General features: G+C 55.0%; 13 protein-coding genes. 7 read left to right on the top strand and 6 right to left on the bottom strand.

Features of this window, described 5'->3' with window-relative positions; genetic code table 11:
- Positions 1 to 21: 21 nt before the first annotated feature.
- The 4 genes from RB_RS19585 to RB_RS19570 all read left to right on the top strand — a co-directional run bounded on the left by RB_RS19585 (position 22) and on the right by RB_RS19570 (position 6,120).
- Positions 22 to 2,901, top strand: coding sequence for a hypothetical protein (locus RB_RS19585; RefSeq protein WP_231845806.1), 2,880 nt, complete (start codon positions 22 to 24; stop codon positions 2,899 to 2,901).
- A 212-nt stretch (positions 2,902 to 3,113) separates the two neighbouring features.
- Positions 3,114 to 3,482 carry an arsenite efflux transporter metallochaperone ArsD gene (gene arsD / locus RB_RS19580; protein ID WP_007324069.1) on the top strand — a complete coding sequence of 123 codons (369 nt, stop codon included), beginning with the start codon at positions 3,114 to 3,116 and terminating at the stop codon, positions 3,480 to 3,482.
- Positions 3,483 to 3,544: 62 nt separating this feature from the next.
- Positions 3,545 to 5,326, top strand: a complete 1,782-nt coding sequence (gene arsA, locus RB_RS19575; RefSeq protein WP_011122358.1) for an arsenical pump-driving ATPase — start codon at positions 3,545 to 3,547, stop codon at positions 5,324 to 5,326.
- 59 nt (positions 5,327 to 5,385) lie between these two features.
- Positions 5,386 to 6,120 carry a phytanoyl-CoA dioxygenase family protein gene (locus RB_RS19570; protein ID WP_011122357.1) on the top strand — a complete coding sequence of 245 codons (735 nt, stop codon included), beginning with the start codon at positions 5,386 to 5,388 and terminating at the stop codon, positions 6,118 to 6,120.
- Positions 6,121 to 6,239: 119 nt separating this feature from the next.
- On the opposite strand, the gene RB_RS19565 is transcribed toward RB_RS19570, so the two are convergent.
- On the bottom strand, positions 6,240 to 9,278 hold the full coding sequence (locus RB_RS19565; RefSeq protein WP_231846506.1) for a sulfatase-like hydrolase/transferase: 3,039 nt from the start codon (positions 9,276 to 9,278) through the stop codon (positions 6,240 to 6,242).
- Positions 9,279 to 9,692: 414 nt separating this feature from the next.
- Between RB_RS19565 and RB_RS19560 the strand changes: the two genes are divergently transcribed.
- Complete coding sequence (locus tag RB_RS19560; RefSeq protein ID WP_011122354.1) at positions 9,693 to 10,523, top strand: carboxylesterase family protein; 831 nt, start codon at positions 9,693 to 9,695, stop codon at positions 10,521 to 10,523.
- A gap of 32 nt (positions 10,524 to 10,555) precedes the next feature.
- On the opposite strand, the gene RB_RS28180 is transcribed toward RB_RS19560, so the two are convergent.
- Positions 10,556 to 10,864, bottom strand: a complete 309-nt coding sequence (locus RB_RS28180; RefSeq protein WP_231845804.1) for a hypothetical protein — start codon at positions 10,862 to 10,864, stop codon at positions 10,556 to 10,558.
- On the opposite strand from RB_RS28180, the gene RB_RS19555 reads away from it, so the two are divergent.
- On the top strand, positions 10,851 to 11,888 hold the full coding sequence (locus RB_RS19555; RefSeq protein WP_231845803.1) for an AI-2E family transporter: 1,038 nt from the start codon (positions 10,851 to 10,853) through the stop codon (positions 11,886 to 11,888). The genes RB_RS28180 and RB_RS19555 overlap by 14 nt on opposite strands.
- Positions 11,889 to 11,944: 56 nt before the next feature.
- Here RB_RS19555 and RB_RS19550 read toward each other — a convergent pair whose 3' ends face one another.
- Positions 11,945 to 15,058, bottom strand: coding sequence for an efflux RND transporter permease subunit (locus RB_RS19550; protein ID WP_011122351.1), 3,114 nt, complete (start codon positions 15,056 to 15,058; stop codon positions 11,945 to 11,947).
- Positions 15,059 to 15,061: 3 nt separating this feature from the next.
- Positions 15,062 to 16,399 carry an efflux RND transporter periplasmic adaptor subunit gene (locus RB_RS19545; protein ID WP_231845802.1) on the bottom strand — a complete coding sequence of 446 codons (1,338 nt, stop codon included), beginning with the start codon at positions 16,397 to 16,399 and terminating at the stop codon, positions 15,062 to 15,064.
- A gap of 321 nt (positions 16,400 to 16,720) precedes the next feature.
- On the opposite strand from RB_RS19545, the gene RB_RS19540 reads away from it, so the two are divergent.
- The gene (locus RB_RS19540) at positions 16,721 to 17,425 is read left to right on the top strand and encodes a potassium channel family protein (RefSeq protein WP_011122349.1); all 705 of its coding nucleotides are present in this window, start codon (positions 16,721 to 16,723) and stop codon (positions 17,423 to 17,425) included.
- Between the two features lie 54 nt (positions 17,426 to 17,479).
- Here RB_RS19540 and RB_RS19535 read toward each other — a convergent pair whose 3' ends face one another.
- Both RB_RS19535 and cls read right to left on the bottom strand, forming a co-directional pair.
- Positions 17,480 to 18,934 (bottom strand): APC family permease, encoded by a 1,455-nt coding sequence (locus RB_RS19535; protein WP_011122348.1) that lies wholly within the window; start codon positions 18,932 to 18,934, stop codon positions 17,480 to 17,482.
- A gap of 34 nt (positions 18,935 to 18,968) precedes the next feature.
- Positions 18,969 to 20,444 carry a cardiolipin synthase gene (gene cls / locus RB_RS19530; protein WP_011122347.1) on the bottom strand — a complete coding sequence of 492 codons (1,476 nt, stop codon included), beginning with the start codon at positions 20,442 to 20,444 and terminating at the stop codon, positions 18,969 to 18,971.
- Positions 20,445 to 20,640 lie beyond the last annotated feature (196 nt).

Here is a 20,640-nt window from a genome sequence, read left to right as displayed (position 1 = left end):
CGAAACCCTTTGGGTTCCCCCATGCAATCTCTGCGGCGTCTCATTTTATGCTGTTGGTTCTTGTTGATCGTCACGAATGCAAAGTTTGCTGGCGGCCAGCAGCCACCGATTCGGACGGATCTGGTCATCAGTGGCGTTCGGCCGCACCTGACGACGTATGGCATCTACAGCCAAAACGGGGCGCATCTGAAGTCGGGACACAATGAGTGTGGGATCGGAGCGATTGTGCCGTGGGCCGGGAGGCTTTGGATGGTCAATTACGCGCCTCACATGCCGCGCGGCAGCGAACACAAATTGTTCTCCGTCGAATCGGATCTGACCAAGCCCCTGAATGTGCATCCCGAAAGCGTCGGTGGAACACCAGCGGGGCGGATGATTCACGAAGAGTCGCAGCAGTTGCTGATTGGGCACCACTTGATCGATGCCAAAGGCAAGGTGCGAACCATTTCTCCCGGCGACATGCCAATGCGAGTGACGGCGATCACGCGGCATCTGAAAGATCCCGAGAACATGGTGTACTACATCGACATGGAGGGATCCATTTGGGAGGCCAACGTGCATTCGTTGGAGGTCAAGCGGTTGTTCAAAAAGCCCGTTCCGGGTTGGCATGGAAAGGGCGGCTACACCTCGCAAGGACGTTTGGTGATTTCCAACAACGGGGAATTGCACGTTGGTGATTACAAAGATGTTTTGGTTGGTGGCGAAGCCACGGACGAAGAAGAGCGTGGGGTGTTGGCGGAGTGGGATGGCGAGACATGGCGGATCGTTGAGCGTCGGCAATACACCGAAGTCACTGGCCCCAAGGGCATCACGGGCGGCAGTGATGGAAATGAGCCGATTTGGTCGATGGGCTGGGATCGACGGAGCGTTCGTTTGAAGTTGTTGGAGAACGGAACGTGGCACACTTATCTGCTGCCCAAGGCTGCCTATTGCAATGATGCCAGTCATGGTTGGTACACCGAATGGCCGCGAATCCGCGAGATCACAGACGGACGTTGGATGATGGACATGCACGGCATGTTCTTTGATTTTCCGAAGGGGTTTTCGGCGACCAATTCCAAAGGCTTGCGCCCCATCGGAAGCCATCTCCGCTACGTTCCTGATTTTTGTGCTTGGAACGATCGGTTGGTGCTGGCAACGGATGAAACCAGTGTTCAAGGCAATCCCTTGGCGGGCCAACCACAGAGCAATTTGTGGTTTGGTGACTACCAGGATCTGAAGACTTGGGGGCCCGCGTCAGCTTACGGTGGCCCCTGGATTGATGATGAAGTGAACGCGGATCAGTGGTCGGATCCATTCCTCGTCGACGGTTTTCAAACGCGAACGTTGTATCTGGCGGTTGGCCAGTTGAAATCGAAGCCGGTGGTCGCCTTGCGAGCGACGGATCAGCAAGCGATCACATCGATGCCCGAGAAGCTAAGCGTGCTTCCGAACGTCACGGTGCGACGTGGCAACTGGACTCGGCCGGCAAAAGGATATGCCTTTGAAGTCGATCAGCCCGTCACGGTTTACTTGGCCGTGGATCATCGAGGTGACCCGCCCATGTCATCGGAATGGCAGTTGACGCAGATGGAAGTCCGGTGGGGCAACGGGCACCATGATCGCGTTTACAAACGTTCGTTCCCAGCAGGGAAAATCTCCATTCCTGCGAATGAAACCGAGCACACACCCGGATCGTTTGGGATGCCGCACACTGCGTTCGTCGAAGGCAACGCGACGGTGAAAACGATTCGAGGTGAAGGAGCGACGTTGAACGAACCGCAAGCTTCGCGGCAATCCAAGAAATTCGCAGTGCCTGCAGATTCGTCGGTTCAGCTCACCATGCAAATCGATCCCAATGGAACGAACGAGTGGGTTGATTTTCGCGAATTTTCGGTGGCTGGTGGAGACAGCGCGGTGGAGTTGCTTCCCGAAGAGTTGGAAGCTGTTTGGGTACGGTTCAAAACGGATCGTGATTGCATGGCGACGGTGTTCTTGCATCAAACATCCGCCTATCCAAATCAGCAGCGTCACGAGGAACTGTTTGCTGGATTGGCCGACGTGGATGATTCGCAAGCCATTGAAGCATTGGTCTATCCCGCTCAACGCAGTCGTGATTTGCGGTTGCTGACGGCTGATGGAAAGGCATTTGAATTCACAAAGGACGGCTTCCAATTTGAGTCGGATGAATTTGATTCAAAGTTGGCCGAGAAGCTGCAAGTGGAACCGGAGTTCACGGTGGATGAGGCTTCCGTCATCGTTCGAAATCAGGGAAGAAATTATCGACTGCCCAAGGGCGACGCGATCTATGACAAGCCCTTTGAATCGGGTTGGCCTCGAGCGCTACGAGAAGTGGAGTCAGAACGCACGATCGCGAATATTCATGGGACGTTTTATGAAGTGCCATTGGTGATCAATGGTGCTCCGCCGGCTTGGAATTTGATCCGCCCGGTGTCGAGTCATGGAAAGCGGATCTCGGACTATTGTTCCTGGAACGGATTGTTGGTGCTGAGTGGTATCAAGCAAGACGCAGCGGCGAGCGAGCATGTGTTTCGTGATTCGGCATCAGGCATGGGACTGTGGTTTGGTGGAGTGGACGACCTTTGGAAGTTTGGCAAACCGGTCGGACACGGGGGCCCCTGGAAAAACACCGACGTCCGGGCGGGGAAACCGTCGGATGCCTATCTGATGCGGGGCTACGACAAGAAAGTGCTGACACTGTCGCACACCGACACGACTCCGGTAACGATGACCGTGGAAGTGGACTTGGACGGCGAAGGTCGGTGGATCCCGGTGAAGGAATTGGTTGTGCCTGTCGGAAGCACGGTCCGGCACGAGTTTCCGGTTGGTTTCTCTGCCTGCTGGGCACGTGTCGTCAGCGATTCCGACACGACCGCGACGGCGATGTTCGACTATCAATGAGAGGCGGATCGTGTCGGTGGAAATGCCGGTGAAGGCATTCACGCGAGAAGTTGCGGCACTTTTTGTGTTGACGACCATGGGAATGACCGATATCGTTAATCGTAGATCGGCGATACGAAAGGGCGAGTTGACTGATTCGCCCGTTCCTTCGTCCTTCTATTTATCTATTTGTATCGTCTAGCGGCGATTGGCGATCTGCAGAGGAAGAAACAATGAGTCACGTTCAAATTTATGACCGAGCGATGTGTTGCAGCACCGGCGTTTGCGGGCCTCAGGTGGATGAAACGTTGCCAAGGTTCGCAGCCGATTTGGATTGGCTGAAACAACAAGGTCATCGTGTTGATCGATTCAATTTAGCGCAGGAACCAGCCGAGTTTGCTGGCAACGCGACCGTGCAGCAGATGTTGAGCGAAGAAGGTGTCGAGTGTTTGCCTTTGGTTCTGGTTGATGGCCGAATCGTCAGTCGCAGTGACTATCCTTCGCGAGAGAATCTGGCGTTGTGGACGGCAACGAAGACGCAAATGAAGCCCATGCTGCCAACGGCGGATGGTGGATGCTGCGGCGGTTCGAGTTGCTGCTGATCTTGTCTGACGATCCATCGAACCGATGGCCGATCAATTCCTTCTTTTAGCGGTCCACAGTCATGCACTATCTCGAATCACCCACTCGCAATTTGTTCTTCACGGGCAAAGGAGGCGTTGGCAAAACGTCCATGGCTTGTGCCACCGCGGTTCGTTTGGCGGATCGAGGCCGGCGCGTTCTGCTCGTGTCGACCGACCCCGCGTCAAACTTGGACGAAGTCCTCGGCGTGACGCTCAGTAACAAGCCGACATCCGTTCCGGCGGTGGACAACCTTTCGGCGATGAACATTGATCCGGAGCAGGCGGCGGCGGAGTATCGCGAGCGAATGGTGGGGCCGTATCGAGATGTTTTGCCCGAGGCTGCTGTTCAGAGCATGGAAGAACAGTTCTCGGGATCGTGCACGGTGGAGATCGCTGCTTTCGACGAATTCGCCAGACTGTTGGGCGACGAAAACGCGACGGCAGACTTTGATCACATCGTTTTTGACACCGCGCCGACCGGACACACGTTGCGGTTGTTGACGTTGCCATCAGCTTGGTCGGGATTCATGGATGAAAACACGTCCGGAACATCGTGTCTGGGACCGCTGGCAGGTTTGCAAAAGCAGCAAGCGATCTACCATTCGACGGTGGAGTCCCTTGGCGATTCATCTCGCACAACGTTGGTGTTGGTGACTCGACCGGAAGCGTCCACGCTTCGGGAGGCTGATCGAACCAGCGACGAACTGAGGGAGCTCGGCGTTGAAAACCAAGCCTTGGTGATCAACGGAACCTTCGAGGCAAGAGACAAATCAGATCCGATTGCCAACGCGATGGAACAACGGTGCAAAGAAGCGTTGATGGCGATGCCCAGCGGGCTCGCTCAACTGCAACGCACGGTTGTGCCTTTGGCACCTCATGGCTTGGTTGGTATTGACGCTCTACGTCTGCTCGGGAGAACTGAACCGAACGGGGAGATGGCCAGGAACGAGATTGCCGGTGAAGAACGCGTTTCGATCTTGGAGGCATTGCCCGCATCCGCTTTGATCGATCAGTTGGCGACTCAGCAACACGGCGTGATTCTGACGATGGGCAAAGGTGGCGTCGGTAAAACAACCATCGCTGCTGCGGTTGCGGTGGCACTTGCCGAACGCGGCTTGAAGGTTCATTTGTCGACCACCGATCCGGCCGCACACGTGAGCGCGACCTTGGCCGCTGAAGAGTTGAGCGGTTTGACAATCAGTCGGATTGATCCCGCCGAAGTGACCGAGGCTTATCGACAAGAAGTCTTGCGGACCGCGGGAGATGGTTTGGATGAGCAAGGGCGAGCGTTGTTGGAAGAGGATCTTCGTTCTCCCTGCACGGAAGAGATCGCCGTGTTTCGAGCGTTCGCCGATGCCGTGGCGGAAGGCGAGGATGGCTTTGTCGTTCTCGACACCGCGCCCACCGGTCACACGATTCTCCTGTTGGATTCGGCACTTGCATATCATCGCGAAGTTTCGCGGCAGACCAACGAGGTGCCTGAAAGCGTTCGGGAATTGTTGCCACGCTTGCGAGATTCAGATTTCACGCGGGTGTTGGTGGTGACGCTGCCCGAGTCGACCCCGGTACATGAAGCTCAGCGGTTGCAACAGGATTTGCGGCGAGCGGAGATCGAGCCGTTTGCTTGGGTGGTCAATCAATCGCTTAGTCCGTTGGTTGTCAAGGATCGGATTCTGGTTGGGCGTCAACAAAACGAAGAGCCTTACCTGCGTGAGGTATTCACTCAGCACGCGAAGCAAGCGGTGATCATTCCCTGGCAACTTGACCCGCCAATCGGAATCGAAGGTTTGCGGGAGTTGACCGCAGACAAGGCTTCTTGCTAAGACAGAATCTTGTTTGACGATTCGATTCAGGCAAGGCATACCGACAGGCGACCAATTCAATGAGCAGCGACGAGCTGGATCGAGATGGATTCCAGATTCTTCGCGGCGCGGTGCCGAGGTCGATGGTTAAGCATCTGCTGGATGTTTGCACGCAGACTTTGATTCAGGAGTCAGAGTCCGTTCGGGCTCGATCCAGTCGCGGTCATGTGTACGCGGCTCGCAATTTGATCGGCAGCATTCCCGAGGTGACGACGGTTTGGCAATGCGAACCGTTGATTGACTTTTTGAAGAAGCAACTCGGTGATGAGTTGGGATTGGTGCGAGCTTTGTTTTTCGACAAGCCGCCCGATCGGACCTGGGCGTTGCCATGGCACAAAGACACATCCGTTGCGGTTGAAGATAACGCAGTGGATTCCGATTGTTTCTCTCGTCCGACCGTCAAGGCAGGAGTCCCTCACTTCATCGCAGCGGACGACGTGTTGCGACGGATGCTGACACTTCGGATTCATCTGGACGAAGTGACGGATGAGAATGGCCCACTGCGAGTGATTCCCCGTTCGCACCATTCAAGCGACAGCGATGGGGAAGATGTCAGTGCCGCCATGTCAATTTTCGCGAAGGCGGGCGATGTGTTGGCAATGAGACCCTTGCTCAGCCATTGCAGCGGCTCATCCCAGCCGGGCACGCGGCGGCACCGGCGAATTCTGCATTTGGAATTTGCCGAATCGAGGATTCTACCGGACGGCGTGAAGTGGCATGACTTCGTCGCACCAACGTCTGCGAGTGGCTGTTAGCTGGATAAGGTCACCCCAGCAGCTGACATGCAGGAGAGATCTTGCTTGGTCGTTTCGACGCGGATCGGCAATGAGTTGGTTGCCCGGACTTCTGCACCGAGTGGACGCGTCTCGCCTGGTCAGTTCGAGGGTTCCAGTGTTGGATCAACCTCTTCAAAGTAGAAGTCGTACCACGCTCGTTCTCGCATCTTCTTTCCGATTGGCATGCCTTTGGGCGATAATTCGGATGTCCAGGATGCCAAGCTGGCGTGAAGTTTGTTAGCGAGTTCTGGATATTCTTCCGCGAGATTGCGATGTTCGTGTTGATCGCTTTCCAGATCGAAAAGGAAGCGACGACCATCGCCAGCGAAGATGTATTTCCACTTGCCACGGCGAATCGCGGCTTGATCCCAGAACCGGAAATACAACGTTCGGGTGGGTGGATTTTGGATGTCGTTCAATCGAGGAATCAGATCGATGCCGTCGAAGGCTGCGTCACCGGACGGGAGTTCTCCGCCGGCGAGTTTCAAAACACTCGGTGCGATGTCCAATGCACTGACCGGCCAGTCGTAGGTGATTCCGCTGGGCAATTGAGTGGGCAGGCTCCAAATCATTGGCACGCGGATGCCGCCTTCGGAAAGCATTCCTTTTTCGCCGACCCAAGGATCGTTGAGTGATCCGTCCCAACCACCAGCGTCGCCGTTGATGGGTGAGTCGGTCTTTGTCATTTTCAGCGGTGCGCCGTTGTCGCTGGTCATGACGATCAATGTGTTGTCGAGCACTCCTTCGGCTTTCAACTGGTCGACGATTTGACCCACGCCGTCGTCAATCGCTGAGATCATCGCCAACGCGTAGCGACGTCGCTCCGGCATCGGTCCGGGAAAACGATCGAGGTATTTTTGAGTTGCTTCTAAGGGCGTGTGCGGACCGTAGTAATTCAGCTGCAAGTAGAACGGCTGATCATGATTGCGTTGAATGAACTTGACCGCCGCATTGGTTTGGACATCAATGCGAAAACGCTCGTCACGAATCGGTTTCATTTCTGCGAGCAACTCACCCGAGGTGAGGTCAAAGTTGGTGCGATAGTTTGTTCGCTCGCCCCAGTAATATTCGTCAAAACCTTGTTGCGATGGTGAATAGGGTTCGATTTTATTCCATGGAATCCGGACCTTGCGTCTGGGTTTACCAGCCATCGCCGGCAATTCGCGACGCATCCAATCGATACAGGTGACGTTGGGTTCCAAGTGCCATTTGCCGACGAAGCCGGTTTTGTAGCCTTTGGGTTGCAAGTGTTCGGCGATGGTCACCGCATTGGTCGGCAGTGGCATGTCCGGGATGGTGTCAATGCCGAGACGTTGTTGGTACCGGCCAGTGATCAATCCGGCACGCGATGGGCTGCACTGGGGGGCGGTCACATAGGCGTTGGTGCAGCGAACTCCGCGTGCGGCCAAGCCATCAATGTGTGGTGTCTGAATATCGTCGACCTCGTTCTGACAACTCAGATCGGCCCAGCCTTGATCGTCGGTGAGGATGACGACCACATTGGGTTTGCTGGCGGGAATGACCGCTTGAGCCGTCCGGTCGCCAATTTGGAAGTAACCAAGTTGTTTGTCTCCATCGGATTCTTTTACCATCCAAATGGCGCCCGGGCGGGTCGATTGGGTTTTCGTTTGCCCTGGCTGAATCAGACCATAAGACTTTGACTTTGATTTGGCATCGATCCAGCATAATTCGACTGGACCACGCTGTTGGTTGATGAAGTGCACCGGAAACGGGTTTCCGTCGGGCTTGGACGCGGGGATGCCTCCCTCGGGGATCGTACGAAAGGTTAGTTTCGCGAGTGACTTCACCGACGGTTCGATACGTTTCGCGAATTTTGTCGGTGATGTTGAACGGAACTGGGCGAGTTGTTCAGACGACTCTGGTTTCGTTGCCAAATTGTTCCATTCGTAGGGATCGGCTTCGATGTTGTAGAGCTCTTCGCTCCCGTCTTGATAGTGAATGTATCGATGAGTCCGACCGCTCACGGCGTAGGCACCGGGGTGAGACAGGTAGGTGACCGAGTTGTGTTTCCAAGTGTCGGTCTTTGGTTCCTTCAGCAAAGGCAGAAGACTTGGCCCATCATTGACCGGATTGGAGGGTAATTGACAAAGGTCGAGCACAGTCGGAAAGAGGCTGAGTAGATTCACCGGAGCATCACAACGGGCTCCAATCGGCGTGCCGTTCGGGAGCGACGGACTGGATGTTTTTGGAACTCGAATCATCAATGGGACACGAGTAACACCTCGCCACGGCGTGTACTTTTGCCAATGCTCTTTTTCACCCAGTTGCCAACCGTGATCCGACCAAAGCACGACGATGGTGTTGTCGGCATTCGGTCCAGACTCCAATGCATCTAACAGGCGACCGAGCATCGCATCGGCAAAGTGGATGGAAGCGAGATAGCCTTGGATGCCCTGTTTCCATTGGTCCTGCTTTTGGATGTGGGCAAAGTAGCGATTGCGTGCAGCACGCTGTCCAATCGGAGGGACGTCATCCAAGTCATTCTCGAGGTATCCCGGTGGGAGCTGGATCGAGTCGAGAGGAAAAGGTTCGAAGTATTTCTTCGGTACGAACCAAGGTTCATGTGGCCGATAGATTCCGCAACCGAGGAAGAACGGTTGATCATGCTTTTGTTGTAGTTGTTCGCCGATCCATTGGCTGACCGCCCAGTCGCCACCGAACTCTTCATCTGTCACGTCGAGTGCCGCCCAGTCCGTTTCGACGTATTGCCATGGTCCGCCGCGTTTCAGGTTGACGGGGCGTTGTGAAGGATAGAAAGTTTGTGGGAAAGGATTCTCGGATTCCGCTTTGGGGAAATATTCATCCCAGGATGCGGCATCGATGAAGTAATGCAGCAGTTTGCCCGATCCCGAAGCGTGGTAACCATGGTTCCTCATGTATTGAGGCAAGATGACATCGTCCGGCATGACCTCACGCATTTGTTGGCGATTGTCATACAGGCCCGATTGGTTGGGAGCTCTTCCGGTGAAGACAGCCGAGCGGCAAGGGTTGCAAGCGGGTGCGGGGCAATGAGCGTTGGTGAAGAGAATACCGCTGGCCGCCAATCGGTCCAAATTGGGTGTGATGGTTTGCGGATGGCCCCCCAAGCAACCTATCCAGTCATTCAAGTCGTCCATTGCGATGAACAGGACGTTCGGCCCCGATGGTGTCGGCGGTGAGTCCGCGAAAGTTGACGGCGCGGCCAACAAAATCCAAATCATCGAAGCGAGCAAAAGGCGATGCATCATCGCGAATCTTTCGGGGCGCGAGAAAACGGGCGTGGGTGTTGAGAACCGATCGTAACTCGTTCATCGAGACAGAATGAACGTTGCAATCGACCATTGGTCTCCGGGAAAGTCCGGGTGCAGGTGTCGATGATACAATGCGGCCGTCATCGCTGTTTTGTTTCGATTCGTGACAGCGGACAAACTGCCGCTATCCATGGATTATGCTGCAATGCGATGACGTTCCATCGCAGGATGCGGAGGCGGATCGCTATGCGTCGCCTCTAACTATTCCCATCTGCATCAGCTACTTTTGATAGGCAAACCATGAAACGCAGTCCCCACGCTTCCTTTGTCCTGATCTTTGCTTCGACGATCGTTGCCATGAATTGTCCCTCCAGCAACGACTTGTCGGCACAGGATTCTGCGTCATCGGATGTTGAATCTGCGTCGCAAATTCAGGTGGAGCCGGGCCAGCAGTCTGAAAATTTCTTTGTCATTCCTGAACCCGCTGAAGGTCGGCCGGAGAAGCTTCCGTTCTTGCTTTACACACCGAGCAACTACCAAGCCGGGCAGAAGGTTCCGATGCTGTTGTTTTTGCATGGGTTGGGCGAAAGCGGTGATGGAAATTTCAAGCAACTGGCCGTTCACGGGCCACCCAAACGAGTCGCGAAGGAAGGAAAGGAGTTTCCGTTCGTGATCGTGTCACCTCAAAGTCCGAAGCCGGGTAAGGATCGCGCGGACGTGGTCGAGTCGTGGAAAGTTGACGAACTGATGGCTTTGCTTGATCACGTGGAAGAACATCTTTCGATCGATACGTCTCGCGTTTACTTGTCCGGGTTGAGCATGGGCGGTTTTGGGACATGGCGTTTGGCAGCGACTCATCCTGAACGGTTTGCCGCGGCCATTCCGATTTGCGGTGGCGGCAAGACCGAATGGGCTGACCAACTCGCGACGCTTCCTATTTGGGCGTTTCATGGCGGGAAGGATTTTGTCGTCGAGCTTAAAGAAAGCGAAGAAATGGTCGCCGCGATCCAACGAGCCGGCGGGGACGTCAAGCTCACGATCTACCCAGAAGCCGGGCATGACAGCTGGACAGAAACGTATGCCAACCCTGAGGTTTACGCCTGGTTGTTGCGTCACCAAAACGAAAAGTGAACCGCTGCGAATCTATGATTCGCAATAACACATCAGTCGCTGATGCATTGATGCCAGCGAAGAACAAACGTGACTGATTGAACAAGTTGTCTGGTCACGAGCGGTGACTGATGATGAAAACGGCGATTTGGTATAGTTCCGCCGAGCAGCCCGAGCGAATCCTGCCAAGCCGCAATCATCGTTTCCAACGCAACCAAGACGAAGTCACCCATGACGAACCGGCCTTCACGAAGCAACCCGGTCCAGGATGCCTGTTTGCTGATCCTCACGGCAATTGCGTTGACGGCGGCGGTGTATTGGTTGAGGTCTGTATTGATTCCGTTTGTCGTGGCGTTGTTCATTGTCAGCGGGATCACGCCGATCCTGGACTTTTTGCAGGCCCGTTTGAACGTGAATCGCATTGTCGCAGCGGGAGTCACGTTTGCGCTGGCGATCGGTGGAACATTCCTGGTTGGGATGAGCATTTGGTTGTCGATGGCTCAGATGTCCGAAGAGGGCAAACTGTACCGAATGCGGGTGTCCGAGATTGTTTCGAACGCGGAAGACTGGCTGCATGAAAATGTTGCTGAGCGTTTTGAATCCAGCGAAGTGGGAGAACGCTCGGAAGCTGCGGTTGCTGATTTGGTGGAAGAATCAGAAGCAACGGTCGTCCCCGCGGAGCGGCAGGAACCCGACGAGTTGCTGGCCAATGCGGCAGCGGATTTGCGAGACCAGTTGGAGGCTTTTCTACGAAACGCAGTAGCGACGCTATCAAGCGAACTGTTCCAGCTTGGGTCGACCAGCATTGTGATTTTGATTTATGTGTTCTTTTTGCTGCTTGGCAATTTGAGCGGATATGGCGAGAACACATTAGCGTATCAAGTTGATCGGCAGGTTCGATCGTACTTGTTCGTCAAGACGATGATCTCTCTGGCAACCGGCATCGTGTTCGGGATGGCACTTTGGTTGTTTGGTGTTCCGATGGCGCTCACGTTTGGGTTGTTGGCATTCCTGCTCAATTACATTCCCAACATCGGTCCTATTCTGGCCAGCATTTTGCCGCTGCCTTTCATTTTGTTGCATCCCGATGGCAGTATGCTTTGGATGATCATTGCGATTGCGGTGACGTGTTCGATTCAAGTCGCCAGCGGAAACTTGTTGGAACCGAAGCTGATGGGTAATTCGGCCGACTTGCATCCCGTGGTGATTTTGCTGGCACTGATGTTTTGGGGAACGCTTTGGGGGATCACCGGGATGTTCTTGGCGACGCCCATCACGGCAGCAATCAAGATTGCACTGGATCGAATGGATGTGACTCGTCCGGTGGCACGCGTCATGGCAGGTCGTTTAGGACCAAAGGCCAACGACTCGATCGCGACAAGCTGACTCTCGTCAGTGGCGCCGGGATCGAGCTAGCAAAGACAACTTTCGTCGTCGTGATATCAATTGTCGGACTTGGGTGCCATTCGTTCGGACAGCGTTCGGAAGACGACAAAGAACGTGGGGACGAGTAGCAGCGCGAAGACGGTGGCGGCGATCATGCCGCCGACAACCGCGGTTCCAACCGCTTGGCGACTGGCAGCACCGGCACCGGTCGCAACCAGGAGCGGTAAGAAACCAAGGATCGACGAAAACGCCGTCATCAGGATGGCTCGGAATCGAAGCTTGGCTGCCGTGGTCGCTGCATCGCGGGGGGATTTCCCCTCAGCACGTTGTTCGCTGGCAAACTCCACAATCAGAATTGCGTTCTTGCTGGCCAGAGCGACCAGCAACACAATTCCAATTTGAGTGTAGGTGTTGTTATCGCTTCCTCGAAGCATCAGCGACAAGGCAACACCGAGAGCGGCCAGAGGCACGACTGCGATGACCGCGGCGGGGCTGGTCCAGCTTTCGTACTGTGCGGCAAGAACCAAGAAGACGAACAAAATTGCCAGGCCGAAGATCAAGTACTGACCACCGGAGGCTTGTTTTTCTTGGAATGACATCCCCGTCCATTCGTAAGAGAATGAAGCGGGTAGGGTTTGATCAGCCGTTTGTTCCATCAGCTCCAGTGCGGTTCCGGAGCTGACGCCGGGTGCTGCGGAACCATTGACGGCGGCGCTCGGGTACATGTTGTATCGACGTACCACGTCAGGCCCAAAATCATCTCGCACCGTCACGATCGATCCGAGTGGGATCATGTTGCCATTGCTGTCACGTACATCGAGCTGCGTGATGTCCGAAGCGGATCGTCGAAACGGTGCTTCGGCCTGCGCTCGGACTTGATACGAACGATTATTAAGAGTGAAGTCGTTGATGTAGGACGAACCCAGCGATGCTTGCAAGGTCGCGAACACGCTGCTCAGCGGAATGTCCATCGTCTTCGCTTTTTCTCGGTCAACATCCACGTAGAGTTGAGGGACGGTGGCTCGGAAGGAACTGTTCAGAGCTGCCAAACTGGATTGGGTGGATGCGTTGGCGACGAGTTCTTCCGTCGCGTTTTGCAACGGAAGGTAGCCATTGCTGCCGCGGTCTTGGACTTCCATTTGAAATCCGCCGGCCGTCCCCAAACCATCGATCGGAGGTGGAGCAAACGTGAACAGGATGGCGCGTTGTTCGGACGCGAATTTTTGCTGAATGTATTGCTGGATCGCAGTGACGCTTTCGGTTTTGGCATCCCGGTCTTCCCATGGTTTCAACACCAGAACCGAGAATCCGACGTTGGGACCACCACTCCCACCGAGCAACGAGTAGCCGGTCACGGACAACCAGCCATGGACTCCTGGGGTTTGTTCGAAGATCTGGTCTAAGTCTTTGATCACTTCATCGGTGCGTTCTTTGCTGGCTGCGTCAGGCAACTGAACGTTGACGAACAACACACCTTGGTCCTCGTCTGGAACAAATCCAGTGGGCAACTGTGTGAGGATCCAGCCCGTCGCCATCACCAAGGCGATGGATGCAACCGACACAACCAATGTCAAGCGAACCAGTCTGGCCACCGTGGCACCATAGATGGCCGTGGTTCGTTCAAAGGCTTGGTTGAACAGTCGAAATCCGATGAACTTAGTCTCGGTTGGTGGCCGAAGGAAAATCGCGCAAAGGGCGGGACTGAGCGTCAGTGCGTTGATCGTGCTGATGATCACCGATGCTGAGATCGTCAATGCAAACTGGCGGAACAATTCACCGGTGATGCCGGGCATGAATGCACACGGAACAAAGACGGCTAGCAACACGAGTGTTGTGGCGATCACTGGCCCGGTGATCTCGGACATGGCTTTGACTGCGGCGTCTCGGCTGGACAGCCCATCGGCGATGTGTCGTGATACGTTTTCAACGACCACGATGGCGTCGTCGACCACGATGCCAATGGCGAGCACAATGCCGAACAGGGATAACATGTTCAGCGAGAACCCGATGCCTGCCATGATGGCGAAGGTGCCGATCAAAGAGACCGGAATCGCCGCGACGGGAACCACCGTCGCTCGCCAATCTTGCAGGAAGACAAAGATGACGAACACAACCAACGCGATTGCCATCGCCAATGTCTTGTAGACTTCGGTGATGGAGGCGGTGACGAATTCAGTCGCGTCGTATGCGACTTGGTATTCCACGTCATCCGGCCAGTTTGCCGCCGAAGACAGTTCGTCCATCTTGATCCGGATCGCCTCTGCGGTTTCCAGAGCGTTGGCGCCCGGCAACTGGTAGATCGCGAGCGTCGCGGCGGCGTCGCCAGTGAAAGAACTGGAATAGGTGTAGGCCTCGGCCCCAAGCTCAATGCGAGCGAGATCGCCCAGACGCAGCACTTCGCCGTTGTCACCGGTGCGGACGATGATGTCTTGGAATTGTTCGACGCTTGAAAAGCGACCTTGCGTGTTGACTGAAAATTGGAACGCGGTGCCGGATTCAGCAGGCGGAGCCCCAATTTGTCCCGCCGCGACTTGAACGTTTTGTTCGGAGATCACCGAGACCACATCTTCGGTTGTCAGTCCACGCTGTTTCAACAAACGCGGGTCCAACCAGACTCGCATGCTGTAGTCACCATCGCCAAATGACTGAACGTCGCCGACGCCTTTGATGCGACTGATCTCGTCTCGAACATCGAGCGAGAAGTTGCTCAGGAACAATCCATCGTGAGCTCCACCGGGTGATGTCAGCGCGATGAATTGAAGTGTTTGTGTGGAACGCTTCTTGGTCGTGATGCCTTGTTGCCGAACCTCTTGAGGCAAGCTGGCTTCCGCACTGCCGACTAGGTTCTGGACCAAGACCGAAGCGATGTCCAAATCCATTCCCAACTCGAACGTAACCGTCAGGGTGTACAGACCTTCGTTAGTGCTTGTCGATGACATGTAAATCATGCCTTCGACGCCATTGACCGCTTGTTCAATCGGAGCGGCAACGGTTTCAGCGACCGTTCGAGCATTCGCGCCGGGATAGACCGCCGTCACTTGGACCGTGGGCGGCGTGATCGGTGGGAACTTCTCGATCGGAAGTCCAAAGAACGAGACCGCACCGGCGATCACAATCACGATGGAGATCACCGTGGCAAAGATCGGGCGGTAGATGAAAAACTTTGACATGGTTCAGTCCGCGGTGGATGAATCGGGGGCGGGTTCATCGTTGGTCGGATTGACCGTCGGTGCTGTTTCAGAATTGGATCCTGGTTCGGCGGATTCATTGTTGGGGCCAACCGCCGCTTGCAACATTGGGCTGTCCTTCGTGGACAATTCCGTTGGCTTGGGTGTGACGGTGCTGCCTGGTCGAGCGCGTTGCAGCCCATCCAAAACAAACGTGTCTGTGGCGGTAAGACCTTCTTTGATCAGTGCCCAGCCATCGAGCGTTTGGCCAATGGAGATCTTGCGTTGTTCGATTTGGTTTTCGGAACCCACTAACATCACGTACGATCCCGTTTGATTGCGGACGATGGCTCGCTCGGGAATCAAAATGGCATTCGAGATTTCTCGGACCGGCAAACGGATGATCACAAACATGCCCGGCAACAGTTTGCCGTCTTGGTTGTCGAAATCGGCTCGCAAGCCGAACGTTCCGGTCTCTTGATCGATACCACGTTGATCGACGTAGTCCAACTTTCCTGACAGCCATTGGTCGGTGTCGCCGTCACGTTGCAGATAGACCGGGATCTTGGACCAGTCCTCGGGGGAGTCTGCCGGTTCATCGGTTTCAGGTCGGGCTTCGACGAGTTCCAACAACTTTCGATCGCTGATGCTGAAGTTGGCAAAGATTTTTCGTTGGTCCACAACGGTCGCAAGTGTGCTGCCGACTTGAACGAGGTTGCCGAGTTTGATTTCTGTTTTGGAAACGCGACCTTCGATCGGGGCACGAACGACGGTGTACTTCAAATCCAGTTCTGCTTGCGCCAGTTGCGCTTGAGCTTGAAGCAGCTTTGCTTTGTCGGCTTCGATATTCGCCTCGGCGGCCTTTTGCTGGGCCAATGCTGAATCACGACTGGCCAGTGCGGCATCGAGTGTTGCTTGGGATCCCGCATTGGATGCTTCCAAGCGTCGTTCACGCTTCAGGTCGTTTTCGGCCTTCTGTACTTCGGCCAACGCGGCGGCCAGTGCAGCTTCGCTCACCTGGATGCTTGCTTTGGAAGCCTCCACCGATGCTGCGGCGGCATTGCGGTTGGCCTCATAGGTATCCGGTTCGATCCGGTAGAGCTCTTGGTCGACGCTCACAAATTGCCCCGGTTCAAAGGAAAGCTTTTCAACGAAGCCTCCAACTCGGGCACGAATGTCGGCCTGTTCCACCGCTTCGGTTTCGCCGTTTTCTTCGATGAAAATGGTGAGGCTTTGTTGAACGGGATTCGCCGTCGTCACTTCAGGAGGCGGAGGAGCCTGGTATTCGTTCGAGGCGGGTGTGCAACCGAACACTGCGAGCAGGCACAGGACCAATGAGTTCAACGTGCTAGCGAAGCAGGTATGCCGCCTCGGTTTCGCAAGCGTTGGACAAAGGCGGGCAAGTTGGAGTTTGTTCATGCGTCAAAAGGGGACAGCGTGATGAACCTTGGCAATGGAAAGTCCCGACGAGAGTCGTGAAGTTCCTGGTGAAAATAGAAACCTTGCGAATCGAAGCGATCGACTCAGTGGCGGGATCCGCGTAGCATCCTACACCAAGCGGATTGAACGTCCTACGCAGCAATTCCGAAGCGGGGGAATCTGAACCGGGAATTCTTGCTCTCTACAATCCGTGGCTCGCTTTCCTCGACCCATTGATCCGTCGGCATGACACTCCCACTCAAATTTGAATCGCACCGATGGTTGAGAGAACCTCGGCATGGCGAATTGTTGCTGGCTTTGATTGCCCTGATTTTTGTTCAATCATGTTTGTCCGTGGAGAATGTGGTTCATCGGGTAGTTCTCAACGGATTTTTCTTTGTGGTCGTTCTGTCGGCGATTCGTTCATTTTCCGGTTCCACCAAACGGATGTGGGCGACTTTGCTGGTGGGAGTCTTGGCGTATGCAACTTCTTGGGCCAACGAGATCACAGAGATAATGGGTTTGGCAATCGCCAGCGATCTGTGTTTTGCAATGGTGTTCTTTGCTCTCATTCATGCGGTCGGCGTGAACGTCTTTTGCGAGGGCCCGATCGATGCCAACCGAATCATCGGTGCCGTGTCGATCTACTTTTTGCTGGGGTTGCTGTGGGCGTTTCTCTACACGTTGGTCGAACTTGTCGAACCGGGTTCGTTTTTGTTTCCGATGCCAGCATCGGAGATGCCGCAGAACACTCGATTGATTAGCGAATTCATCTACTTCAGCAACGTGACGCTAACAACGCTTGGCTATGGTGATGTTGTGCCATTGTCTCGGCCAGCCAAGATGTTAGCTGTCATGCAAGCGATGTTGGGACAACTTTACGTGGCAATCGTGATCGCACGCATGGTCGGATTGCAAGTGTCACAGCGCCGCGAAAACGCGGAAGAGTGATCGGCCTGTAGCAACGGATCGAGCGTTTGTTGCATTGCGACGCGTATTCGAAGTTCAGCTTGGTTGCTCGTGCGTGTTGTCTGATTTGAACTGAGTCGTCAGCACGTACATTGTCCCGCCAACCATGAATGTGATTCCAGTCGCAATCAATTGCTTTGGATCATTGAGCGTCATGATGGCGGCGGAAACGATTGTTGCGGCGACATAGAAAGCGGGGGCGATCAGCCAATGTTTGGGCGCAGCCTTTGGGTGATTGCGGATTGATGGCAAGAAGAGGCAACAAACCGAGCAAGCCGCAGACAGCGAAAGTGTCAGTCCGAGGTAGGATAACAAGCCTTGCAAGTCTGATATCAATACCAGTGTGATTGCCACCATCATTTGCACCACCGTCGCGGCGAAGGGCGCTTCCCCTCGGAACCGCATCCAAGCGGGCAGCATGCCATCGTCAGCCATTTTCGCGTACACACGTGGTGCCGCCATCATCATGCTGAGGACAGATGTCAGCAAACACAGTGCAATCGTCCAGCGGACGAAGTGAGCGAATCCATTGCCACCCAGACTGGCGGCCGCGATTGCCGCCACATCCGGTTTGCCAACGATGCTCGCCGCGGAGGGGGCAAACACAAAGACGGCGTTGAGGCATAAATACAGCAACGTCGTCGCGAGTGTGCCGAAGACCAATGCTCGAGGCACCACACGAGTCGCGTCGATAACTTCATCGGCGACATAAACCGCTGCGTTGAAGCCCGAATAGCTCAGCGAGATCCAAACCAGACTTCCAGCGAAGGCAACCCACGGCGACCATGAGGTGGTTTCGGCAGTCATTTGCACTTCAGAATTGCGGACGATCAAATCGCCACCGAACCACTGGTAGACGGCGAAGAGAAGGATCGTGGCCAACAGAATCAGTTTGACACTGACAGCGATGTTCTGTGTGGTGGCACCGACCCGAGGATGCAAGCCATGAAAGAAGCCCGCCAAGACGATCGCCATGATGGTGACGATGCCGGCGGGCATCCATTCGGGACGCAAGTGTTCGGGTAGGAGATAACCTTCCAGTGCCGTGGCCGCGAAAGCGATCGCGCCCGAAAAACCTGCGATCAATGAAACCCATCCGGCAACGTATCCCAGCAACGGGTGTGCAGCCCGCGAAAGAAATAGGTATTCGCCACCCGACTGTGGCATGACTCGGATCAACATGGCGTAGCTGATGGCGCCCGCGACAGCGATGACACCGCCGGCCAGCCACGCCCACAGGACTAGTTGGGGAGAACCCAGATCGGCCAGCGAATACCCAGAAGTCGTGAAAACGCCAGCGCCGATCATGTTGGCGATGACTAGAAACGCGAGGGTCCAGAATCCGTATTTGCCGCTCAAACGACTGCTTTCGAGATGATATTCCGAGCTTGAATCGGTGCCGGCAGAAGCAGGGAAACAGATCGTCCGGGGCCGGTGGTCGCTAATGTAGTCCAATCGCCGGACGTCTTCACCGCCACACGTCGCAATCACATTTGATTCCGGCAGCGACCCAAAAATCGAGGACCTAAAGAATCGGGCCGAGTGTCGCCAGCACGTTGTTCCACAGTCGCCGGGGAAGCGACCAGTCGGAAACCTGCTGTGCCGTGATCTCGTTGGAGCGTTCGATATAGACGCGTTGTCTCGCGAAGACATCAGCGGTCAGTTGCGGGTCATGAAACAAAATGTTGTTTTCGTAGTTCAGATCAAAGCTGCGGCGATCCATGTTGGCGGAACCGATCAGAGTGACTTCGTCATCCAGAGTCACAGACTTGGTATGCAACAACCCACCGGTGTATTCGTAGATTCGGACGCCGGCTTCTAGCAGTCCCGCGTAGTAGCTTCGGCTGGCTCCCCCAACAATTCGCGAATCATTGTTGGCGGGCAGGATGATGGTTGTTTCGACGCCTCGCCATGCCGCGGCGCAGAGAGCTTGTTGCATGGATTCGTTGGGCACGTAGTACGGCGTTGAAATTGTCAGTTTGCGTCTCGCCGTGTGGAACAACGTTTCGAAAACCTCGGGCATGGCAGAATCGCGAACGGTTGGTCCCGTTCCAATGACTTGCGCTGAAAAACCAGGCCCGGTGTTGGGAAGCGGTCGGTCGAGCAGATCGGTCAGGTCGTCATCGGTACCGGCCATCCAATCAGCGACAAAGAGTTCTTGGTTCTGTCTGACCACCGGTCCTTCGAAACGAATCACAGCGTCGACCCAGGGAGCGTACTTGGGTTTGACGCGGAATTCGGGATCGGCGCAGTTCTGGCTTCCGCAGTACGTGACCGATCCATCGATCACCAGGATTTTTCGGTGATTGCGAAGGTCGATGCGTCCGCGAAGTGCACGTAGCATCAAGTTGCCAATTGGCAAAGTTCTCGAAAGATGAACGCCGGCTTCCTGCATCTCCTTCCAATGAGTCGATCGAATGATTGTCCGTGACCCCAAGTCATCCGCCATCGCTCGGCAAGTAACGCCTCGCTTCGCCGCTCGTTTGAGTGCCTCCACCATCTTCAATCCGTTGTTGTCGGGCAACCAAATGTAGAAGAGCAAATGCACATGGTCGGTTGCTCGATCGATGTCGGCGATCATGGAGTCGACGGCGGAGTTAGAATCTTGCATCAACGTTCCGGAGTTGCCACCGATCGCTTCGAATCCATTGATTGATTCACCCATTCGAAACAAATGCTGGTATCGGATTGGGACGTTGGCCAATGTGTTCCGAGATTCCTCAGGATTGATCTCTGGCATCGTCGGCAAGCGTTTGATCACTTGCTTCATGCGTTCCATTCGGCGACGACCGATGTTGGTTTCGCCAAACAACACATACAGCAGCACACCTAAAAACGGCACCGCTGCAATGATGGTGACCCAAGCGACACGAGACGCCGGTTCGCGATGGGGCCGCGTCATCACGCGAATGATGGTGATGGCTTCTATGGTGACGTGCGCGACCAACCCGATCGAAACCGCATCGATATGAATTTGAAAGTATTGTCCGAGATCCATCATTCGATCAGTTTATGTTTCGTGAAGGTGCGTTTTGGTCGGACATTGCAACCGAATGTCGTGTGGCACCGGAAGACGCACAGTGTAGGCCCGCACCGCGGTGCTCGGCAGTCTTCCAAGACGCGTGCGTATGGACAATGATTGTTCACAAATAAGCTACCTTCGACATCAGAACGTTGTTTGGATTGCGCGGTTCTGG

Origin of the sequence: Rhodopirellula baltica SH 1, assembly GCF_000196115.1 — a bacterium.
GTDB lineage: Bacteria > Planctomycetota > Planctomycetia > Pirellulales > Pirellulaceae > Rhodopirellula > Rhodopirellula baltica.
The sequence above is the reverse complement of the archived record's forward strand: the minus strand, read 5'-3'. Positions and strand labels throughout refer to the sequence as shown.